The 16783-nt window shown below is 44.1% G+C and carries 17 protein-coding genes; 8 read left to right on the top strand and 9 right to left on the bottom strand.

Annotation, left to right across the window (positions count from 1 at the left end; all coding sequences use genetic code 11):
• The first annotated feature begins 193 nt into the window (after nt 1-193).
• The 3 genes from QUA02_RS10240 to QUA02_RS10230 all read left to right on the top strand — a co-directional run bounded on the left by QUA02_RS10240 (nt 194) and on the right by QUA02_RS10230 (nt 2201).
• The gene (locus QUA02_RS10240) at nt 194-685 is read left to right on the top strand and encodes a molybdenum cofactor biosynthesis protein MoaE (RefSeq protein WP_333027210.1); all 492 of its coding nucleotides are present in this window, start codon (nt 194-196) and stop codon (nt 683-685) included.
• A 107-nt stretch (nt 686-792) separates the two neighbouring features.
• A complete protein-coding gene (locus QUA02_RS10235) occupies nt 793-1452 on the top strand; it encodes a sigma-70 family RNA polymerase sigma factor (RefSeq protein ID WP_333027308.1) in 660 nt (219 codons plus the stop codon).
• A gap of 143 nt (nt 1453-1595) precedes the next feature.
• Nucleotides 1596-2201, top strand: coding sequence for an anti-sigma factor family protein (locus QUA02_RS10230; RefSeq protein ID WP_333027207.1), 606 nt, complete (start codon nt 1596-1598; stop codon nt 2199-2201).
• Nucleotides 2202-2370: 169 nt separating this feature from the next.
• On the opposite strand, the gene QUA02_RS10225 is transcribed toward QUA02_RS10230, so the two are convergent.
• The gene (locus QUA02_RS10225; protein WP_333027204.1) at nt 2371-4785 is read right to left on the bottom strand and encodes an NACHT domain-containing protein; all 2415 of its coding nucleotides are present in this window, start codon (nt 4783-4785) and stop codon (nt 2371-2373) included.
• Between the two features lie 352 nt (nt 4786-5137).
• Between QUA02_RS10225 and QUA02_RS10220 the strand changes: the two genes are divergently transcribed.
• Both QUA02_RS10220 and QUA02_RS10215 read left to right on the top strand, forming a co-directional pair.
• On the top strand, nt 5138-5740 hold the full coding sequence (locus tag QUA02_RS10220) for an ATP-binding protein (RefSeq protein WP_333027201.1): 603 nt from the start codon (nt 5138-5140) through the stop codon (nt 5738-5740).
• Between the two features lie 37 nt (nt 5741-5777).
• Nucleotides 5778-5912, top strand: coding sequence for a hypothetical protein (locus QUA02_RS10215; RefSeq protein WP_445305159.1), 135 nt, complete (start codon nt 5778-5780; stop codon nt 5910-5912).
• 108 nt (nt 5913-6020) lie between these two features.
• On the opposite strand, the gene QUA02_RS10210 is transcribed toward QUA02_RS10215, so the two are convergent.
• Entirely contained in the window at nt 6021-6425 is a 405-nt protein-coding gene (locus tag QUA02_RS10210) for a gamma-glutamylcyclotransferase family protein (RefSeq protein WP_333027197.1), read from the bottom strand.
• A 120-nt stretch (nt 6426-6545) separates the two neighbouring features.
• Here QUA02_RS10210 and QUA02_RS10205 point away from each other — a divergent pair, with 120 nt between their 5' ends.
• Both QUA02_RS10205 and QUA02_RS10200 read left to right on the top strand, forming a co-directional pair.
• A complete protein-coding gene (locus QUA02_RS10205; protein WP_333027195.1) occupies nt 6546-7145 on the top strand; it encodes a VOC family protein in 600 nt (199 codons plus the stop codon).
• A 182-nt stretch (nt 7146-7327) separates the two neighbouring features.
• Nucleotides 7328-8143, top strand: a complete 816-nt coding sequence (locus tag QUA02_RS10200) for a phytanoyl-CoA dioxygenase family protein (RefSeq protein ID WP_333027194.1) — start codon at nt 7328-7330, stop codon at nt 8141-8143.
• A gap of 110 nt (nt 8144-8253) precedes the next feature.
• Here the strand turns inward: QUA02_RS10200 and QUA02_RS10195 are convergent, their stop codons facing one another.
• The 6 genes from QUA02_RS10195 to QUA02_RS10170 all read right to left on the bottom strand — a co-directional run bounded on the left by QUA02_RS10195 (nt 8254) and on the right by QUA02_RS10170 (nt 15437).
• Nucleotides 8254-9525: a bifunctional sterol desaturase/short chain dehydrogenase gene (locus QUA02_RS10195; protein ID WP_333027193.1), complete on the bottom strand. Its 1272-nt coding sequence runs from the start codon at nt 9523-9525 to the stop codon at nt 8254-8256.
• Between the two features lie 73 nt (nt 9526-9598).
• Nucleotides 9599-10222, bottom strand: a complete 624-nt coding sequence (locus tag QUA02_RS10190; protein ID WP_333027191.1) for a restriction endonuclease subunit R — start codon at nt 10220-10222, stop codon at nt 9599-9601.
• A 156-nt stretch (nt 10223-10378) separates the two neighbouring features.
• Nucleotides 10379-11320, bottom strand: a complete 942-nt coding sequence (locus QUA02_RS10185; protein WP_333027190.1) for a hypothetical protein — start codon at nt 11318-11320, stop codon at nt 10379-10381.
• 3 nt (nt 11321-11323) lie between these two features.
• The gene (locus QUA02_RS10180) at nt 11324-12472 is read right to left on the bottom strand and encodes a DUF3696 domain-containing protein (RefSeq protein ID WP_333027188.1); all 1149 of its coding nucleotides are present in this window, start codon (nt 12470-12472) and stop codon (nt 11324-11326) included.
• The gene (locus QUA02_RS10175; RefSeq protein ID WP_333027185.1) at nt 12469-13635 is read right to left on the bottom strand and encodes a GmrSD restriction endonuclease domain-containing protein; all 1167 of its coding nucleotides are present in this window, start codon (nt 13633-13635) and stop codon (nt 12469-12471) included. Before QUA02_RS10175 ends, QUA02_RS10180 begins: the two co-directional genes overlap by 4 nt.
• Before the next feature lie 158 nt (nt 13636-13793).
• Entirely contained in the window at nt 13794-15437 is a 1644-nt protein-coding gene (locus tag QUA02_RS10170) for a family 10 glycosylhydrolase (protein WP_333027183.1), read from the bottom strand.
• Between QUA02_RS10170 and QUA02_RS10165 the strand changes: the two genes are divergently transcribed.
• Entirely contained in the window at nt 15436-15633 is a 198-nt protein-coding gene (locus QUA02_RS10165; RefSeq protein ID WP_333027182.1) for a hypothetical protein, read from the top strand. The genes QUA02_RS10170 and QUA02_RS10165 overlap by 2 nt on opposite strands.
• 275 nt (nt 15634-15908) lie before the next feature.
• On the opposite strand, the gene psb27 is transcribed toward QUA02_RS10165, so the two are convergent.
• The gene (gene psb27, locus QUA02_RS10160) at nt 15909-16307 is read right to left on the bottom strand and encodes a photosystem II protein Psb27 (RefSeq protein ID WP_333027180.1); all 399 of its coding nucleotides are present in this window, start codon (nt 16305-16307) and stop codon (nt 15909-15911) included.
• Between the last annotated feature and the right edge of the window lie 476 nt (nt 16308-16783).

The raw sequence follows: 16783 nt of genomic DNA, 5'->3' as shown, positions 1-16783 counted from the left end.
GTTCGGGCTAGTTATATTGTAGCCGATCGCACTGGTGCAAAAGTTCGGGCCGATGGCGTCGGGCCCTTGCCCGTGCTACGAGATTAATCTAAAAATTAGTCTCCCTGTGTCCCGGACAAGAATGCAAGACAAATCCATCGCGACTTGATTTGTGTCAAGATCAATTAACATATCCAGCACCACTTCTTTCGCAATGAACTCCTTCGCTGCACTTTCGATCGGCACAATTCCTCAACGCCATGAATCAGACAGCTTCGCCATTACCATAGCGCCGTTGTCTGTAGAGGAAATATACGCTTTGGCAGATGACCCCGCGAACGGAGCCGTGGTAATGATGAGCGGTACCGTCCGCAACCAAACTGGCGGTCAAGCTGTAGTTTCCCTAGAATATCAAGCCTACGAACCGATGGCAGTGCGAGTATTCCAGCAAATCGCTACTGAAATCCGCCGCCAGTGGGCCGATGTGAATCGGGTTGCCATTCACCACCGCGTCGGACACTTGCAGGTGGGCGAAATCAGCGTACTGGTGGCTGTTGGCTGTCCCCACCGGGACTCGGCTTTTGCAGCTTGCCAGTACGCGATAGATACGCTCAAACACAATGTACCGATTTGGAAAAAGGAACATTGGGCCGACGGTTCTAGCAGTTGGGTTAGTATTGGATCGTGCGAAGTTGTTGGGCATTAGTCAATCGATTTTAGATTTTAGATTTTAGAGTCTAGATTGAAGAGGGGAACTTGTTACGATCGGGTAACGTCAAAAAATGTGGAATGTTCGATGAGCCAATTCCACCGATGAGCGACTTTATTTCCGTGTCCTGGTCTGCGGTTGTGGCGACCGTTCAAAGAGTGCAATTGCCAGCCGAAAAACTCTCTAATTATGACTTGGTGTTGCGGTGTCAGGAAGGAAATCGACCTGAAAGCACTGCTTTTTCAGAACTGTTGAAGCGGTATCAGTCCCACGTAGACAGGGTTCTCTATCACTTGGCCCCTGACTGGCAAGACCGAGCAGACTTGGCTCAGGAAGTCTGGATTCGAGTCTACCGCAATATTAACCGCTTGCAAGAGCCTGTTAAATTTCGGGGCTGGCTGAGTCGCATCGCCACTAATTTGTTTTACGATGAGTTGCGCAAGCGCAAGCGGGTGCGAACTCCGCTGTCGCTGGACGTACCCCGTACTCTGGAAGATGGCGAGGTTGATTGGGAAATTCCGGCCGACAGTCCGGGGCCTGATGAAGATTTGACGACTAGAGAATTTTACGAGCAGTTGCGGGTGGCGATCGCAGATTTGCCGGAAGTATTCCGCACGACAATTGTTTTGAGAGAAATAGAAGGTTTAGCATATGAGGAGATAGCGGAAATGACCGGAGTTTCTCTGGGAACTGTCAAGTCCCGAATTGCTAGAGCTCGCCAAAGATTGCAGTTGCAATTGCAAAAATATCTCGACGGTAATTAGCCAGAGTGCTTTCAGAGGCGGGTCAAGAAGATTTGGTGATGTTTGCTGTGACATCAAAACTTCTCTTTTAAAATATAAATAAGCAGTAAATCATCCTAATAGCGAGCGCGTGCTTCCCCCAATTGGAGCAAGTGATGTGAAATATGAATTCTAACTTTGAATCGGATAAACATCAAAATCAGCAAGGTCTCCGGGATTCACTCGCCCAAAATCAAGCTAACAACAATTATCCCCAGGGAAATGTAACTACTATGATGCGCGATCGCTTTGAATTGCTGAGTGCCTACCTCGACGGCGAAGTGACGGCGGCAGAACGCCGGCAAGTTGAGGACTGGCTGACAAATGACCCCACTACGAAACGTTTGTACTCGCGACTGCTGATGATGCAGCATGGTTTTCAGACAATGCCGGTGCCTGCTGCGGAACAATCTGCACAGGAGTTGGCGACGAAGGTTTTGCAGCGGGTTGAACGCAAGCCGATACGGACTTGGGTTTTGGGGGGAGGTGCGATCGCAGCTTTGTTGATTGCGGTGGTGTCTGGTGTCGGTGGCGGCCGCCAATTGTTTGCTCCCCAGTTTGCTCGATCGCCCGTTCCTGCTGAATCTGATGGTTTGATAGTGGCTTTGAACGAGCCTTTAGTCGAGATTGTTAATCCCAACGATTTGATGCTTGGCGTGAATGCACCGATAATGGATATTCCCAAAGTTGGTGTAGCAACCCCTCAGAAGTCTTTGCCAAAGGCGCAGTAAGGTTTCTGTTTTGAGCAATAACCGAAGTTGCTAAGCTCCCTAGAAAAGGGGGCTTTTTGCCGTTTTTCCCAGTTTTTCAAGGTGGATATATTCTTTGACACTTTCCTGGCTTTAAATGACGAATTGTGGGGCGATCGCATCTTAATATCCGAGTAGGTAGCTAGTGGAATTAGAACGCGCGATCGCACTTGTCATCGGTTTTTTGCAGATTGGCGATCGGCAACAGCAATGTCTCCTCAATTTCCTGCCGCACAGCAGGAGATACATTACAACCGCTATTGAGGCACTTTACCAGCAATTTATTAGCATCGTAATAATTCTTTAGCAATGACTTCTGCTGTTCGCTAAATTGCCAAACGCGACGCACATCGCGATACAAAATCATCATTTGTCTTAATCGCTTATCCCAAGCCTGACCGTTATCTTGCCACCATTTTGCAAATATCTCTTTGTCACTTTTTGGATCGGGCAGTTGTTCCAGAAGTTCTTGTATCCCTTGCCTTTGTTCAGGCTTAAGGGCAGGTACAAGGTCGCAGTCAAGAACAAGGTCAAGGTTAGGGACGAGGGTACGTTCAAGGGTAAGCCTGATGTAACCAAGAGTAGGCTCAAGCGCATCCTTAAGGACGGTATTCAGGGCAAGGTCAAGAGCACCTTCAAGTGCAAGGTTAAGAACCTGTTCTAGAGCTTGTCCCACAACTTTTTTCAGATTAGGGTCAAGAGAAAGGGCAAAGCCGCAGTCAAGGAGGGGATATTCAAGGGTCAAGTAAAATGCTCTAACTGCCGCAGGTTTGTAGGGAAAATCAACAGAAAGGGATTTTTTGTTGATCCACATTAGGAACTGCTGCAACTGCTCATCCTCAGCGACCAGTCCATCAACTTGCTGCTTAATTGACAGCAACAAGTCATCAGCTTTTTGCAACATTCCAACTGCTAAGAATAATACTTCTCGCCAACGCTTCTCGGTCAGGTGGCTGACCAGTTTTTCCAAGGCTTGTGGAGCGGAATTGTTAACTATTTCTGTAGCAGTCAAATACTCTTGAAATGTTAGATGAGAAAACGAATAAATCCCTCTTGCCCTTTCCACTAATAATCCATGTTGTGCCTCGATCGCCTTCAGCACAACCTCACTGTCCATCTCCAAGTGAACGGGGTCAATTGTGGCATCGGGCAAGTTAGCTAGATAGTCGGCAATCAATTGCTGAACAGTGTTTTTTTCAAAAAAATAATCGCCATGCTCAAAAGTAATAGCTGCCACAAAAGCAAGTAAATGTTTCTTGTGGCACAAATTCAAATCGCGATAAACTTCATCCCGTTTAATGCCTCTGGTTTCATCCCATTTTCTGAGCATAATTTCCATTCCTTCCTCATACAAATTGGCTCGGTTGGATGGAAAATCAGCTTTGGCTTGGAATACTAAACAAGTCAAATTCAGCAAGATAGGCGTTACTGCAAGTTCTCGGATTTGCTGATTTTTTTGCATTTTCAGCTTCTCTAAAAATTGAGATACTAAAGCTTGGCCTGCTTCCAGATTTTGGAAAAATCCCACATACCAATTGCGAGCAAAAGCCGCGATTTGCTCGTCATTAAAATCGGCTACCTCAACACAGGTAAAAGCTTCGTCGTGAAATCGGTACTTAGCAGCGGCAATTCGACAGGTAATAATAAACTGATTGTTGTAATACCTTCGGACAAACTGACAAATCTGTCTGACGACTGCATCGCTATTTGATTCGGGCACTTCATCTAAGCCGTCCAATAAAATCAAACCTCTGCCTTGACTGAGTGCGAATTCAGTTTGCGATCGCCCTTCTACTCCGCAACTAGCAAATTCGTCGCTGATATATTCTAATAAGTCAAGACTAGCGATTTCAGCAAAGGTTTTCAGAGAGATAAAAATCGGTATTTTGTTGGCTTGAAATTTGGCGCGATCGCACTGAATGGCGATGTGTTTCAAAAAAGTAGTTTTACCGGAACCAGGTTTGCCGAGTACCATCAGTTTAGAGTGAGATTTCACCGCATCCAATCCTGGTACTCGTTTCTGATGCACTTTGCCTAAACCCAAGCGGTTAAAGTTATCCGCATTTGGGTTGAAGTCTCTGAGTAAATCGCTAATTTCTCCCGGCTGCCAACTGGTAATTTCCTCCAAAATGTTGACTTCAACGTAGAGGTTGCTGACATCAACGGGCTGTGCAATATCCAACAGTTGCATTTTGCTGTAAAGCTGTTGGATTTTGCTGTGGCATTTTTGCCGGATCTCTTGCACTACCGAATCAATGTCTAAATTCCGTGGCTGCGGATTTTCGGGTGGAGGACGATCGACAATTTCTTCCCAATCCAAATGCAAAACCGTGCAGAAAGCCTTGAAAGCATTAGCTTTAATGGGTTCTCTTCCTCGTAAAAAACGCCTCCAAGTTGGCAGCGAGAGGCCATCGGCATAGGGCCCTGCCTCTGTCCAAGTTCGATCGGGCTCTAATTTTTGACTAGCTTCTACTAGCCATCTGGGGTCTTCTATCGTCCATCCCCTTTCTCTTCTAGCTTGCTGAATTTTTACTAATCCCTCTTCAGAGGTTTTGAGGGTTGTCATTGTATAATTTAATTTTCTATTTGTAAATGTCAGTTTTCGCTCAGTTTAGCGATCGCAAACTGAGTTTGTCAAGACCCCAGCAACAAAGAGAAAATGATCGTGACAACAACTGCACGGCATAAGTAGGTAGGCGCAAATAAACCCGTTCATGTAACAGAATGTAAAGTGAGTGTAAGCCCGCTCGATTGCTTCGCTTCACTTCGTTTTGCCTCGCTTTTGACTACTTATGTATTTTCATACTCATCTACTTACGGGAAAAGTCAGGCATAAATCATGCAAAATTAATTGTTCAGAATGCCCCTTTCTTTTTTAGGTAAAAAGTACACATTAAATGATGACAAAGGATAGCAAAATGAGAGATAACATGGATGAAATTCCGTCAGGTGGGATAGGTATAAAATTATTGGCTATAATTGCCGATGAGCTAAGCTATACCCGCACTTCTGAGGGTCGAAGAAACAGTTTGTTAATTGTCAAATATTTTCAGACTGTACCACCCCAACATAGCACTAAAGCTGGTTTTTCAAAGCGTCATATCAATGTTTTAAACAGCTTTAACTGGCTTCCAGAGCAACGAACTCGCCAATCAGATCGAAGTTCTAACCAGCCCATTCAAAAAATTAGCCTTCAAGTAAATACTGATATCAAAGCTGTTGCTCAAGTTTTATCGTGGGTCGAACAATTAGAGTATCTACCCATTCCCGAAGCAGTTTTCCAGCAGTGCAAACTTGCGGCGATTGAAGGTTTTACTAATGCTGTTCGGCACGCTCACAAAAATTTGCCCTTAGAAACTCCAATAGAGCTTGAAATAACCGTATTTAACGAACGCCTAGAAATCAAAATTTGGGATTTGGGAAAGTTTTTTGACTTCCAAGCTAAATTGAAAGAAGATTTGCCAGAAGAAAGTCTGTTTAGTTGGAACGAGCAGGGATTTACGACTAAATCTGTTCTATAATTGCCCGTTGTCAACAATACGAAGAAACATTTTTGTTATGGTTGTTGATACTGCCCCCAAGATTCTGGTTGTGGATGGTGACCTACCCATCCGCAATCTAGTTCATCGCTTTTTGAATCAGAAATATCAAGTAGATTCAGCAGCAGATGGCGATCGTGCTTTAACATTTTGATGTCACTGGATCGCAGTTTATTAAAACTATTCGGGGTTACGGTTACAGGTTCGATCCGCCCGATCGCACTGCAATGGCAATTTACTAAGCTCATCGGCATTAACCACCTTATTTGGTGAAAAACCTATTTTCCCACCTGCCGTGGGGCAGCCAGATGCCTCCTAGGGAACGAACGCGATCGGGTAACATGAAGTAAGCCCAAGCCGTGCCTAAAGGTTTGAGGTGTCGATCGAAGATTTCGATGGACTGCCGCTGATATTCGTTTTGTGTCGGTTCCCGCAGCGGATCGTAGTCTTCAAGTCGGTCTAAATCGTCCAAAATAGCCGAATTTGCGAAACAGAGGAGAAAACCGCAGACTGTGCCATCTCCGGCCATCATCGCAGGATAGCCGATCGGCAGGGCAAAAAGTTGACCGCGGGCGATCGCCGGGCAAGCATCCACAACTTTTCCTTCGCAGTAGCGGAGGTAGTTGCACTCCCCCGGTTTGAGAGTGCCGTAGACAAAGACTTTCATCGGGTAGGGCCTAACCGCTAGTTTTTGCTAACATAGATGGCTAAACTAATAGTTTAAGTCTCGCGGGCGATCGCGACTGCAATCTTGATAAATTTCGTTGTTTACCCTTTCTTATAATTCATGACTCTAGCAGTTAGTTTTATTGCTTTTGGACTTCGGCCTTTGTACTTGAGCTCTTTCTTGCCCTCCCTGCCCCTGGACAGCTTGTTTTCGACTCAAGGGATTATGGTGATGCTGCTGGCCGCCTATGCGGGGGCGATGTGGATGTTTCTCACCAGTGCTCCGAAGGTACACACGGTGATGGTATCGGATCTCGGACAAGCGAGGGAGTTTTATGAAGGTATGCTAAACCTGCCAGTAGCAGAAGTGCCGCTGCACTACTACTACAATTACGAGCAAACTTTGGGGACAACTGGTATCGATCCGCTGTATTTGTCGCCTAATGTCGGGAGGGCAACGAGCTCTCAAACGATGGGGAGTCCAGATGGTTTGTGGTATCAGTTGATGAAAAATACCCAACTGCACATCATTAGCGGGGCCGGTGCAGGGGAAAAAAATCGCCAGCGTCACGTTTGTTTCGATCGCGATTGTTTGGATCAGCTATTGATGAGGGTACAAACTCGCGGCATTAGTTATAAAATTCGCCGAGAAAAGCCGCTGAATTTTTTGGTCAAGGATTACGACGGCCGGGTCATTGAAATGGCTGAGGTTAGTAATTAAGCTGACAGGCAAAAAAATTTAGATATAGAAATCCGGTTTCTCCCAGAAAGCGGGTTTCTAAAGTTACGAGTTTGTCAGTCATTGTTGCTATGACTTCTTCGTCTCCGTTGCAACTTAACTAAATCTTTAATTTTTACCAAACATTGTTTAAAACCGAGAACTTGATTCAAGAGGTAAAGCAGATGGGACAGACCAAATTAATCGATCAGTTTAATCAAGATGGATATGTTAAGCTCCGGGGTTTTTTTTCAGAAGCCGAGATGAGAACACTGATCGAGGATATTAAACAAGCCGATCCGAAGCACATTGACAATAATCTGAATAAAGGAAGCTTAACTTTTCACAGTCAGCTATTCAAATACAGTGAAAAGATCCAAAACTTCATCTCTCAACCCCGACTTGTGGAACTGCTTGCACAATTCATTGGTCCAAATTTCTGGGTGCGGTGGGATCAGGCAGTAGCCAAAGGACCTGGAGCAGAAACCTTTCCTTGGCATCAGGACAATGGCTACAGCAAGCTTAAGGATAATCACTACCAACTGTGGATTGCACTTACCAGAATGACCCCCGAAAATGGTGGGCTGTGGTTACAACCGGGCAGTCACAAAAAACGGCTGCCGCACAAATTTGAAGGTAACTATGCTGTGTATGATGGAACTCCTGAGAGTCCACTCTTCATTGAAGCAGAAGCGGGGGATCTTGTTTTGTTTTCCTCGCTGACACTTCACAGTACCACACCTAATGTTTCGCAGGAAACCCGCTGGGCTTACGTGATTGAGTACATGTCCCTCAATCACGTCGATCCTGCTGTCAAACCGCCCTATTTTGTGGTTGCCCGTAACGGTAAATCCCAGCCAGAGTTTGTTAATCTTCATACAGGTTTCCTGAACCCCTGGAATCATTTGAAATACGTTGGTTATCGCTGGCATTTCAAGCAACTGTTGCCAAGCAGGCTGAAACTATTTCTAAAGAGAGCAAAGTTGGTAGCAAGTAAGTAATACCAATTCTCACTGTACGCTCACTAGGTGAAGCGCGAATGTACTGCGTAAGCCATTCGTACTTCACCTAGAACCCTAGAAGCATTAGGTTGATTTTACTGGATTTGATATCACTTAGTTATTACTTCAACGCCCGATCGCTCTAATTCTATATCTGTCAAAGAGACTGCTTTCCGGCTGAAAATTTGGAAGTAAAGAGAAACAAAAAACTCTTTGACTGGAAAAACGATAAAAGTCAAAGGATTAATTGTCACGATGATATTGCGCGCATCGGCTTTAGCTTGTTTGACAATTTGCTGCGCTACCCAGTCGGGAGACATAATGCCGATCGGGTTTAAATTGCTTTTAAACGGCCCTAAAATCAGTTTGCGAACGATGCAGGGCGCATCCAGCCGGCGCAGGGTGACTAAATCTCCCAGGGCGCGTTTGCTGAGTTCGTACAGGGGACTGACAGCGGGAATTACTTCTGCTTCGGAAGTGTTGATCCAGACTTCTTTGCAAGCGATGTTTTCGTTAGTGCGGACTGTTAAGAAAAAGAGTTCCATCAGCCGCCACGCGGAAAAAGTGTTAATTTCGTATGAGTTGGCGATCGCCTCTCCGGTTCTTTCTCCCTGTACGTTAATCCCGTGATTGATGACGAGAATATCGATTTTTTCTAACAATAGGGCTAAGTCTGCCTCTTGGCCAGCTTGCCAAGTTACGGTTTTTACAGGTAAATTTTCGCCGTCTACATTCAAAGTAATTTCCTCATTTCCAGAGGAGAGGGCGATCACTTTTGCACCAGCTTTGTGCAGGTGTTTGAGTAGCAAACGTCCTAAAGTTCCCGATGCACCGGTGACGGCTACAGTTTTGCCTTTGAGAGAAAGTGCTGTACCCATAAGTTGATCTATTAAGGTGAAAGTACCGCAATAGTAAGCATTTTGATTGTCGAAGTGGTGCCGCCAATGATAAGGTTTATTAACTAACCACTTGCCAGGGGGAGTCAGGAAGTCTCCCGGTTGGTGGGTGATGTCGGTTAATTCGTCTGCACCTTTGATGCCGCACCCGCGGGCGATCGCGCTCAACAAAAAGCCTAAAGTATAAATACAACCCGCTGCTGCGCCCCAGTGATATGCCGGCAGCCCAAAATAAGCTACAACCCACAGCAACAAGCCTAAAACCATCATCGCCGCAGCTTCGGGCACGTCGTGACGCCAGTGTGCTTGCTTGTAAATTGTCTCGCTGACGGCTGTCAAATTCGGGCGGAAAACGCGGTGATGCCAAGTGTGCAGCTTTTGCAGGGGTGCCCAATAATGGGACACGACGTGATAAAAGTCTCGTATTATTTCTGCCCAGCAGACAGAAGCTATTGCCACAGCGCCGACTATCCAGTAATTTACCATGCTCGCACCAGTTTGAAATTTGAGATATTAGATATTGTCTGCTTTGAAAGATAACTCAAAATGGCTTTTATTGCTAGTCTGGTAGTTGACTCAGGCGTTTTAAAATCTGCAAAACGCGGTACAATTCATTGCCGGGATTGGAAATAACAAATTCAGCCGATCGCGCATACTGGGGAGTTTCGCCTCTAACTAACTTGACAAAATTGAAGTTAGCACCTGTGGCAATCATCCCAAAAGTAGGATTTTCTGGGTTCGGATATGCCAGCATATATGTCAGGAGTTGGGCAAGCGCTTCGTCAGTTGAAAACGAAAGTTGTTTGGATTCAATTACTGTCACCCACAAGTTTGCTTTCATAATTAGGATATCTATTCTGCCTTCGATGATTCTGCCTTCGTCTTCCTCTTGAATGGCGATCGACTTTTCGGCCTTGACTTGAAAAGGAGACTCATAAAGACCGGCAATAAACAAAATGGGGCTGATGATTGTTAGCTTGACTGCATTTTCCAATACAGGCGGGGTGTCTACCAAGTTGAAGTATATGTCTTGGACGCGATCGAGCAATTGTTTTTCTGAGTCTGTTACTTCGGGTAAGTTTTCTTGCCATTCTCGGAAAAATTCGCTGTTGCGAACTCGCTGTAAACCGAAGTTATCGATTAGATAGCGGAGGTTGATATCTCTTGCTTGTAGTTTTTGCATTATGATTAATAAATGATTTTATTGTGATTAATAAGTTTAACATTATTTAGATTTTTGACCGCCGATGAACGCAAATGAACGCAGATGAAATTTTGAGTAAATTAATTTGGCTGAGATGTCTGTTCATTGGGAAATGCGATCACAATTCGCTGTAAATTATTCTATTTTGGGGCCAATATACCCAATGATTATCTTTCCGGGCCCTAATTCTGTGCAAAAATGGAGTCGCCAAGCTCCCGGTGTCATGCGGATGTGCAAACTGAAAATACGCTTTTTCCCGTCAAGACACTGAATATTTAGTTGCTCTCTAAGCTGCTTAAGTCTTGACTCACTCTCTGGAGATGCCTTACTAGGAAGATTATCCAAATTTAGCGCTCCTTCTGTCCAGCTTTTAGATAATTCATCAAGCTCAAATAACTTTCTGACAACTTGTCGTAACATTTTCGGATCGACAAGGCTTTCTATCTGTTGGCTGACGCGATCGCAAAATTCCAGGCTGGAGAATAACTCATCTCGACGGTTCCAAAGCTCCAAACCGTCAACCACCGCTGTTTTCTGACGTTTCTTAATCCAATCAGCGTGTTCGAGAACATGGTTTTTCTGACTAGCATGAAGAACCTCTACACTTTCTTCTATCAGCTCCCCATTATCGTCAATTTGTATTAGTTCTAAATTGAGGCGACTGCTATTCCACAGCGATTCTGAATTCAGACTAATTGCCAATGTTTCAAGGTAGTGAGCAACTTTAAATCCTTCTGCTTGGCTACCCTGTAAAATCAACTCACAATCTGGAGCTTCAACTTTTATTTTAATATCTAGATCGGGAATATCAACGGATAAAGGATTTTTAGTTGCCAGAGTTCTCAGAAAAGTCTGCTCTTCTCTATTAACTTGAGGATCGTTGCGCCAACGAGAAAGAGGATAGTTTTCCGCAAGAAACATAGCATTAAAATCTGCTTGAGTGCGGATTCCCTTCAGTCCGCAGCGTTTAGCTTCACGCATCGTACTAATCAATTCAGACATCCATTGTTGTGCTGTAGAAATATCAGGAGCAAGAGTTCGCGCCGACAGTTCATTAAACACCATCTCCAAATCCATCGCTTATTCTCCTTCCACCGCAGGTTCCAACAAAATCTCCAAACTGTTGTCCCACTCATCAAAAAAACCATCCGGCCATCGATCAATTCGTCCGTTGCGATCGATTTTTGGCGATATTACCTCAGTCACAGCTTGTCCTTCTTTATTTTGACGCTGGAAGTAATGCAACCGAACATCTTTCGGGTCAAGTTTGCCCCCGTGAACCGCAAGGCGAATCCCGTTTAAAACATGATCGCTGTGAGTTTCTATTACAATTTGAACGCCACCGCTAGCCGCCAAAGCTAATAATTGACCCATTTTAACTTGTCCTTTCGGATGGAGATGCGCTTCAGGATTTTCAATTAAAATGATTGTACCAGGTGTTGATGCAAGTGCCGCTACAATAATCGGTAAAATGTAGCTAATTCCAAATCCCACATTAGTTGCACGGTAAGGATTGCTATCTCCATAGGAATATTGAAAACTCATTAAATCGACATCTGATTTTGCCTCAATTTTGAGTCGCGTACCCGGACTAATTTCTCCCATCCACGCCTCCACTTGGTCTATCAACTCCATTGATTTTACTTGAACATCACCTGGTTCAATCTTTGATTTTACATCAGGATGGCTGAGACTACTATTAGGAATAACTTGACCCCCTTTCACAGAAAGAAAATGTGCAGTATATTCACCTTTAATACCGAGTTGGTCAAGCTGTCGTACTTGGTAGTCTGACATTTCATTAAATGGACGCGGCCCGATCCGTTCTGCCTGAAGGTAGTGAAAGTTCTTACCAAAAAGATTCGATTGATACACTTCTGAACTAACTTGTTCCGAATCAATGTTCAACACATCTACCTCTTTGTCATATTTAAAAGTCCATACCCCCTTGCTGTTGTTTTCCCAAACAATGTCAAAACCAATTAATTCCTCTTTAGCTCCTTCAAACAGTGCGTCTTGAGCAGTACCAATCTTCACTAAGTCCCCATTAAGCGACAACCCTTTTTGTGGTAATAAACCCTGTTGATAAGATTGTCGCAGTAGCAGGAACGATTGCAATACCGAAGATTTACCAGTGCTATTTAGACCAGAAAATAAAGTCAAGTTTCGGAATTCTAATAATTGATTTGCAAAAGGTTTGAAGTTAAGCAAATTTAGTGAAGTAATCATGCAAGCACCTCGTTAATTATTTGTTCAATTATTCTAAATCGGTACTCTATTTTGTCAGCAGCCTGAGATATAGATGCTAGAAAATCTGGATCGTTATCTACATAATAGATGAATTTTTCAATTAAATTCTGCTTTTGCTGTTTCAATACAGTAATTTGTTCTTCCTTAAGTTGACTGAGAGTAACTGACCAACATTCAAACAATGCTTTGTTAATTGGATACCGCTTCTTTTGCTTGTGAGATATTTTACGAAAAGCACTTGTACCGAAGATTTCAAACGCTGCCATCATAGATTTTTTAAATTTTTTTTCGATCGTATTTAATTGTTCTTCATGCAAATTATTTACCTTAAATAAAGCGCGACTTAAAAACACATTTCTGTTGTCATTTGTGTCATTTTTATAATCTAGATAAGATGTAAGTGTAAAAGCTAGAAATCCCAGTATAAACTCTCTGTCATCCATCCGCATTTTACGCAATTTGCTAATATTAGTAACTTGCTGAAATTCTGGTAAAAGAGCCAACTTAGCTAAAAACTTTGTGGCCTTACCGGGGTTGAGAGCATGGCGGAGTTCTTGAGGAGACATCGGCAATCCACCTGTATTAATCCGTTTGAAAATATTATATTTAACTTCAGGAGGCGTACCTTTTCCAATCAAATAAACTGTAACCGGAGTTTCCTCTATTCGACGCTGGTATCTGCGTTCAATTTCATCATAATTTTTGCCCTCTAAATTGATCAAGTATTCTAGTCCACATAACTTCAGTTTTTTATCGCTTATAAATTGCTTGAGAGCAGATAGCCGCTGCAATCCATCCACGACTAACCATTTATCTTCATTAGTTGCATCTATATAAAAAGCGGGTAATGGTATCCGAATCAGGATCGACTCAATTAGTCTGCTTTTCGCGTCATCTTTCCAGATGTTTGCATGGCGCTGAAAGTCCGGTGCTAAATCGAGAGCTTCCTCATTGATTCTTCTTAGGAGTAGCTCGATGGTTGGTTCTTGGGTGAAAATATTAATTTGATCGGGATCGTATATCAGTTTATCTGTTTCATAGGCTTCAGCATCATTATCTTCTTCCTCTGGCATGAAATTTAGTTCATCAAGTGTCGTATCTTGGTTAGATAATTGGTTGTAGGGTTCAGGCTGATCTACCATAGGAAATACTCCTTTGTACTAACATTTATTCAGATTCTGTATTGTCCTATTAAAACTGGGATGACGATCCTAACAGAAAGAAACATTCTCAAATATTATCGCACAAATACTCTCTTGTAGAGACGCCACGAACCGCATCTCTACAACCTACAGCTTATCTACAATCGGCAAGTTTGCCGTGCCCTTTCATCCTCCGGTTCTTGCCACCCAAAAGCAAAATGACTCACGGCATTAATTTGCGGCGTCGCCGAGCGAATTGCCCGCATTTGAATCTCCAAAGACGGCCGATTTTTCAGAGGTTTTCCCCAATCTCCAGCAATGGCAGGAATAATTTTTGCTCCCGCAGGCGCTAAACTTACTGTCCGCTGCACCTGTGGTACAATGCAGCTTACATCCCCGCAATTTCCGTAAGACATGGCGTGGAATTCCACAGCAGCCGGAAAATTGTCCCAAGGCTGCAATCTCGAATCAAATCCCCCTTGATTTATCGTTTGATTTGCACTGGGAAAAAACACTGCTCCTACAGGAATTCCCATTCTTTGAGCTGGTTGAATTGCTATTCCCAAAAAATCTAAAATCCCTTGGACTGCGTGAGCAACGCTCAGTTTCCACAGGTCTTTTTGCAGAATGCCGGTATCGGGAAGCGGCGGTGTAGGTTTTGATGTTGGAGTTGCAGGGTTTGGCTTGTTAGCGGCGGGAGTTGTTGAGACCGATCTTGATGCGGCATTCTCCCTTCGAGAAACTGGAGTTGCTACCGGTATCGGTCGCGGAATTCGCCCCTGCCAAAGAGGTTCTCGCTCAGTTGGATACTGTTTGACTACTGCTTGAACGTCATTAGGATTGATAAATCCCTTAGTCAAATATCGCTGAATTAAATCTCGCCCTTGCTGATTGTTAGCCCGCTGCAAAAGAACTTGCTGCGATGCTGGGCCGTAAATCCACAAGTCTTGAACTTTGGTAGCAACTGAAGCGGGCCCGACGCCCCGTAGATAGCGAATGTAGTCGAATAACATTCCTTGTGGCTTGCGCTTGACTATTTGATTTACTAACAAAGTATAGTCTTGCCGTGCTTGTGGATTGTACGGATCGATAAAGGCTTGATTGCCCGGAACTTCTCCGAAGTCCTCGTTAAGTGCTGCGCCTTCAATTACTGTTAAACTTGTCTGATTTTTACCGTTGATAGCGAGGGTTTGCTGTCTGTCGGAACGCTGAGAATAGGTATAGCCAAAGTTCATGGTAAATAACCAGGCGTATACTTTTAAACCTCGCTGTTTGCCTTTGGCGATCGCCTTTTCTAACAAGTCGTATTTCTCGTAGCCGCGATTTCTCAAAACAGAAGGCCAAGCCGTAGGATTGTCTGCGACTGGTAGCAGCACTTGACCGTCATAAAATGTTTCTATATAGACTTGGTTGTAGCCTTTATTCACAACTTTGTCTAATACCCGATCGATTTCTCCGGGTCTGACATCGCAGGGATACAAACGCAGCCAAATTGCTTGGGTTTCGGGCCAAGTTTTTTGGCGGCATTCTGCTATTTCCCGCGCGTGTTTGCTCAAAACAGCAAAATATGCTTGCTGAGATTCCCGTTTTCCTGACAGGGCGGCGCGGCGCAAGTCTTCTTTTTGATTTACCTGTTCTTTGGATAATTGGCAATAGGCTGATGTTTCGGCAAAAGCTGGTTGAGTTTCGATAAACGGCCAAACAAGCTGGCTGATGAAGCTACTGGTAAAAACAGCAGTTACCGCACTTAAAAAGCGTCGCTGGTGTTGAAAATTCGCGATGCGAGTTGGTGCAATTTTCATGGGAGAATTGAATGGGGTTTTCTGGTTTAAATTGGGTAGCGATCGCCCGATAGCCGATCGCGCTCAACAAGCAGCTACAAATTTTCTACTTTTTTCGGTTGACCTAGTTATGGCACAAGTCGATCGCACAATGCAAATTCTATCTGGCGGCTATTTAAATTCAATAAGGACGGGCAAGATAAGACTCGGTGATTAAACCGCTGCTATGTTATACAAACTTTCCTCTGCCTAAGTGTTTGCGCGCAGGCACGCGCCTTCGCGGACTCAAAAATAAACGGGATAAAAAGCCCGAATTCGATCTCATATCCAGTTCAATTTTTCAGTATTTTTTCACTAAATGCTGCTGAAAAAAGCGCCAGGGTACAGTGGGCGCTAAAAGCAGTTGATATTTCTACTAAAAATTGTTAACACTCAAATATCAAGGATGAAAGATGAATTATTAAAATTTATCCTTTATCCTAAATTGTGAGATTAAGATCCTCTGTTGAGAGCAGCTTCTACCTGCTGAAATTCTGACTCAAGACGCTTTTTCAACTTTTCAGGAACGGGACGGTTGGGATAGGAACTGTAATGTCCTGCCAAAGAGTTTAATGCCGTGCGCATTGTCGTGAAAGATGCCAGCTTGGTAAGAGCGGGATCGCGGCGGTATGCAGCAAAAAAATCGTTGATACTTGTGCGAGCAGCGGCTTGAGCGGCTGCTTTTTCCGGCGCGCCCTCTGGCAAAGTGAGCGCTGTTCTCAAGCTCTTCACTAATGCTAATGTGTCTTGGCCGTAATCTCCACTCAGAGTGGCGGGAACATTGGTACAGCCCGCTATGCCGATGACAACAACTAATACCAGAGCTAACAGACGGGAAATGTAATGCTTCATAAAAAATTCGGTAAGTGGGAAACTCAGTCACGAAGAGTGCTGAGAGGGAAACGACTCGGCGGTTGAAACCGGCGTGAATCTTTCCATTACCGCCTTGGGATTGCTAGATTCGGTGTACTTTTGTAGTGTACTTTCGATGGGACAATTACCATCTCAAACTTCGCAACCCTGTACGCATAATGTTCGCTCTTTTATGAGCCTCCCTTTCGGGGTAATGTTAGCTTCGACAAAGTTAACGGCCGGTACTATATCTAGGACACTGATTTAACCCAATAAGTCTGTTTAATCCTAAATTTCTAGAGCAAGGAACTAGCTTCGCATTCCTTGGTAGGTCTTTAAACTCTTACCGTTAACGTAGTACGCGAGGTACTTAGTCTGGTCAACTGTGGTTTAAGTCTTAGGCTAGAAGCCCAGTGTCTTTAGACCTGGGTCGTTGACAAGGGTTAGAAAAATGGAAGCGAAAGCGGCAATCAAAA

Origin of the sequence: Microcoleus pseudofavosus SVA1_A4, from assembly GCF_036700565.1 — a bacterium.
Lineage (GTDB): Bacteria > Cyanobacteriota > Cyanobacteriia > Cyanobacteriales > Microcoleaceae > Microcoleus.
The sequence above is the reverse complement of the archived record's forward strand: the minus strand, read 5'-3'. Positions and strand labels throughout refer to the sequence as shown.

Excerpts from the sequence above, each read along its gene's own strand:
- QUA02_RS10240 (WP_333027210.1), top strand. The coding sequence starts at position 194 with ATGAACTCCTTCGCTGCACTTTCGATCGGCACAATTCCTCAACGCCAT.
- QUA02_RS10235 (WP_333027308.1), top strand. The coding sequence starts at position 793 with ATGAGCGACTTTATTTCCGTGTCCTGGTCTGCGGTTGTGGCGACCGTT.
- QUA02_RS10230 (WP_333027207.1), top strand. The coding sequence starts at position 1,596 with ATGAATTCTAACTTTGAATCGGATAAACATCAAAATCAGCAAGGTCTC.
- QUA02_RS10225 (WP_333027204.1), bottom strand. The coding sequence starts at position 4,785 with ATGACAACCCTCAAAACCTCTGAAGAGGGATTAGTAAAAATTCAGCAA.
- QUA02_RS10220 (WP_333027201.1), top strand. The coding sequence starts at position 5,138 with ATGAGAGATAACATGGATGAAATTCCGTCAGGTGGGATAGGTATAAAA.
- QUA02_RS10215 (WP_445305159.1), top strand. The coding sequence starts at position 5,778 with ATGGTTGTTGATACTGCCCCCAAGATTCTGGTTGTGGATGGTGACCTA.
- QUA02_RS10210 (WP_333027197.1), bottom strand. The coding sequence starts at position 6,425 with ATGAAAGTCTTTGTCTACGGCACTCTCAAACCGGGGGAGTGCAACTAC.
- QUA02_RS10205 (WP_333027195.1), top strand. The coding sequence starts at position 6,546 with ATGACTCTAGCAGTTAGTTTTATTGCTTTTGGACTTCGGCCTTTGTAC.
- QUA02_RS10200 (WP_333027194.1), top strand. The coding sequence starts at position 7,328 with ATGGGACAGACCAAATTAATCGATCAGTTTAATCAAGATGGATATGTT.
- QUA02_RS10195 (WP_333027193.1), bottom strand. The coding sequence starts at position 9,525 with ATGGTAAATTACTGGATAGTCGGCGCTGTGGCAATAGCTTCTGTCTGC.
- QUA02_RS10190 (WP_333027191.1), bottom strand. The coding sequence starts at position 10,222 with ATGCAAAAACTACAAGCAAGAGATATCAACCTCCGCTATCTAATCGAT.
- QUA02_RS10185 (WP_333027190.1), bottom strand. The coding sequence starts at position 11,320 with ATGGATTTGGAGATGGTGTTTAATGAACTGTCGGCGCGAACTCTTGCT.
- QUA02_RS10180 (WP_333027188.1), bottom strand. The coding sequence starts at position 12,472 with ATGATTACTTCACTAAATTTGCTTAACTTCAAACCTTTTGCAAATCAA.
- QUA02_RS10175 (WP_333027185.1), bottom strand. The coding sequence starts at position 13,635 with ATGGTAGATCAGCCTGAACCCTACAACCAATTATCTAACCAAGATACG.
- QUA02_RS10165 (WP_333027182.1), top strand. The coding sequence starts at position 15,436 with ATGGGAGAATTGAATGGGGTTTTCTGGTTTAAATTGGGTAGCGATCGC.
- QUA02_RS10170 (WP_333027183.1), bottom strand. The coding sequence starts at position 15,437 with ATGAAAATTGCACCAACTCGCATCGCGAATTTTCAACACCAGCGACGC.
- psb27 (WP_333027180.1), bottom strand. The coding sequence starts at position 16,307 with ATGAAGCATTACATTTCCCGTCTGTTAGCTCTGGTATTAGTTGTTGTC.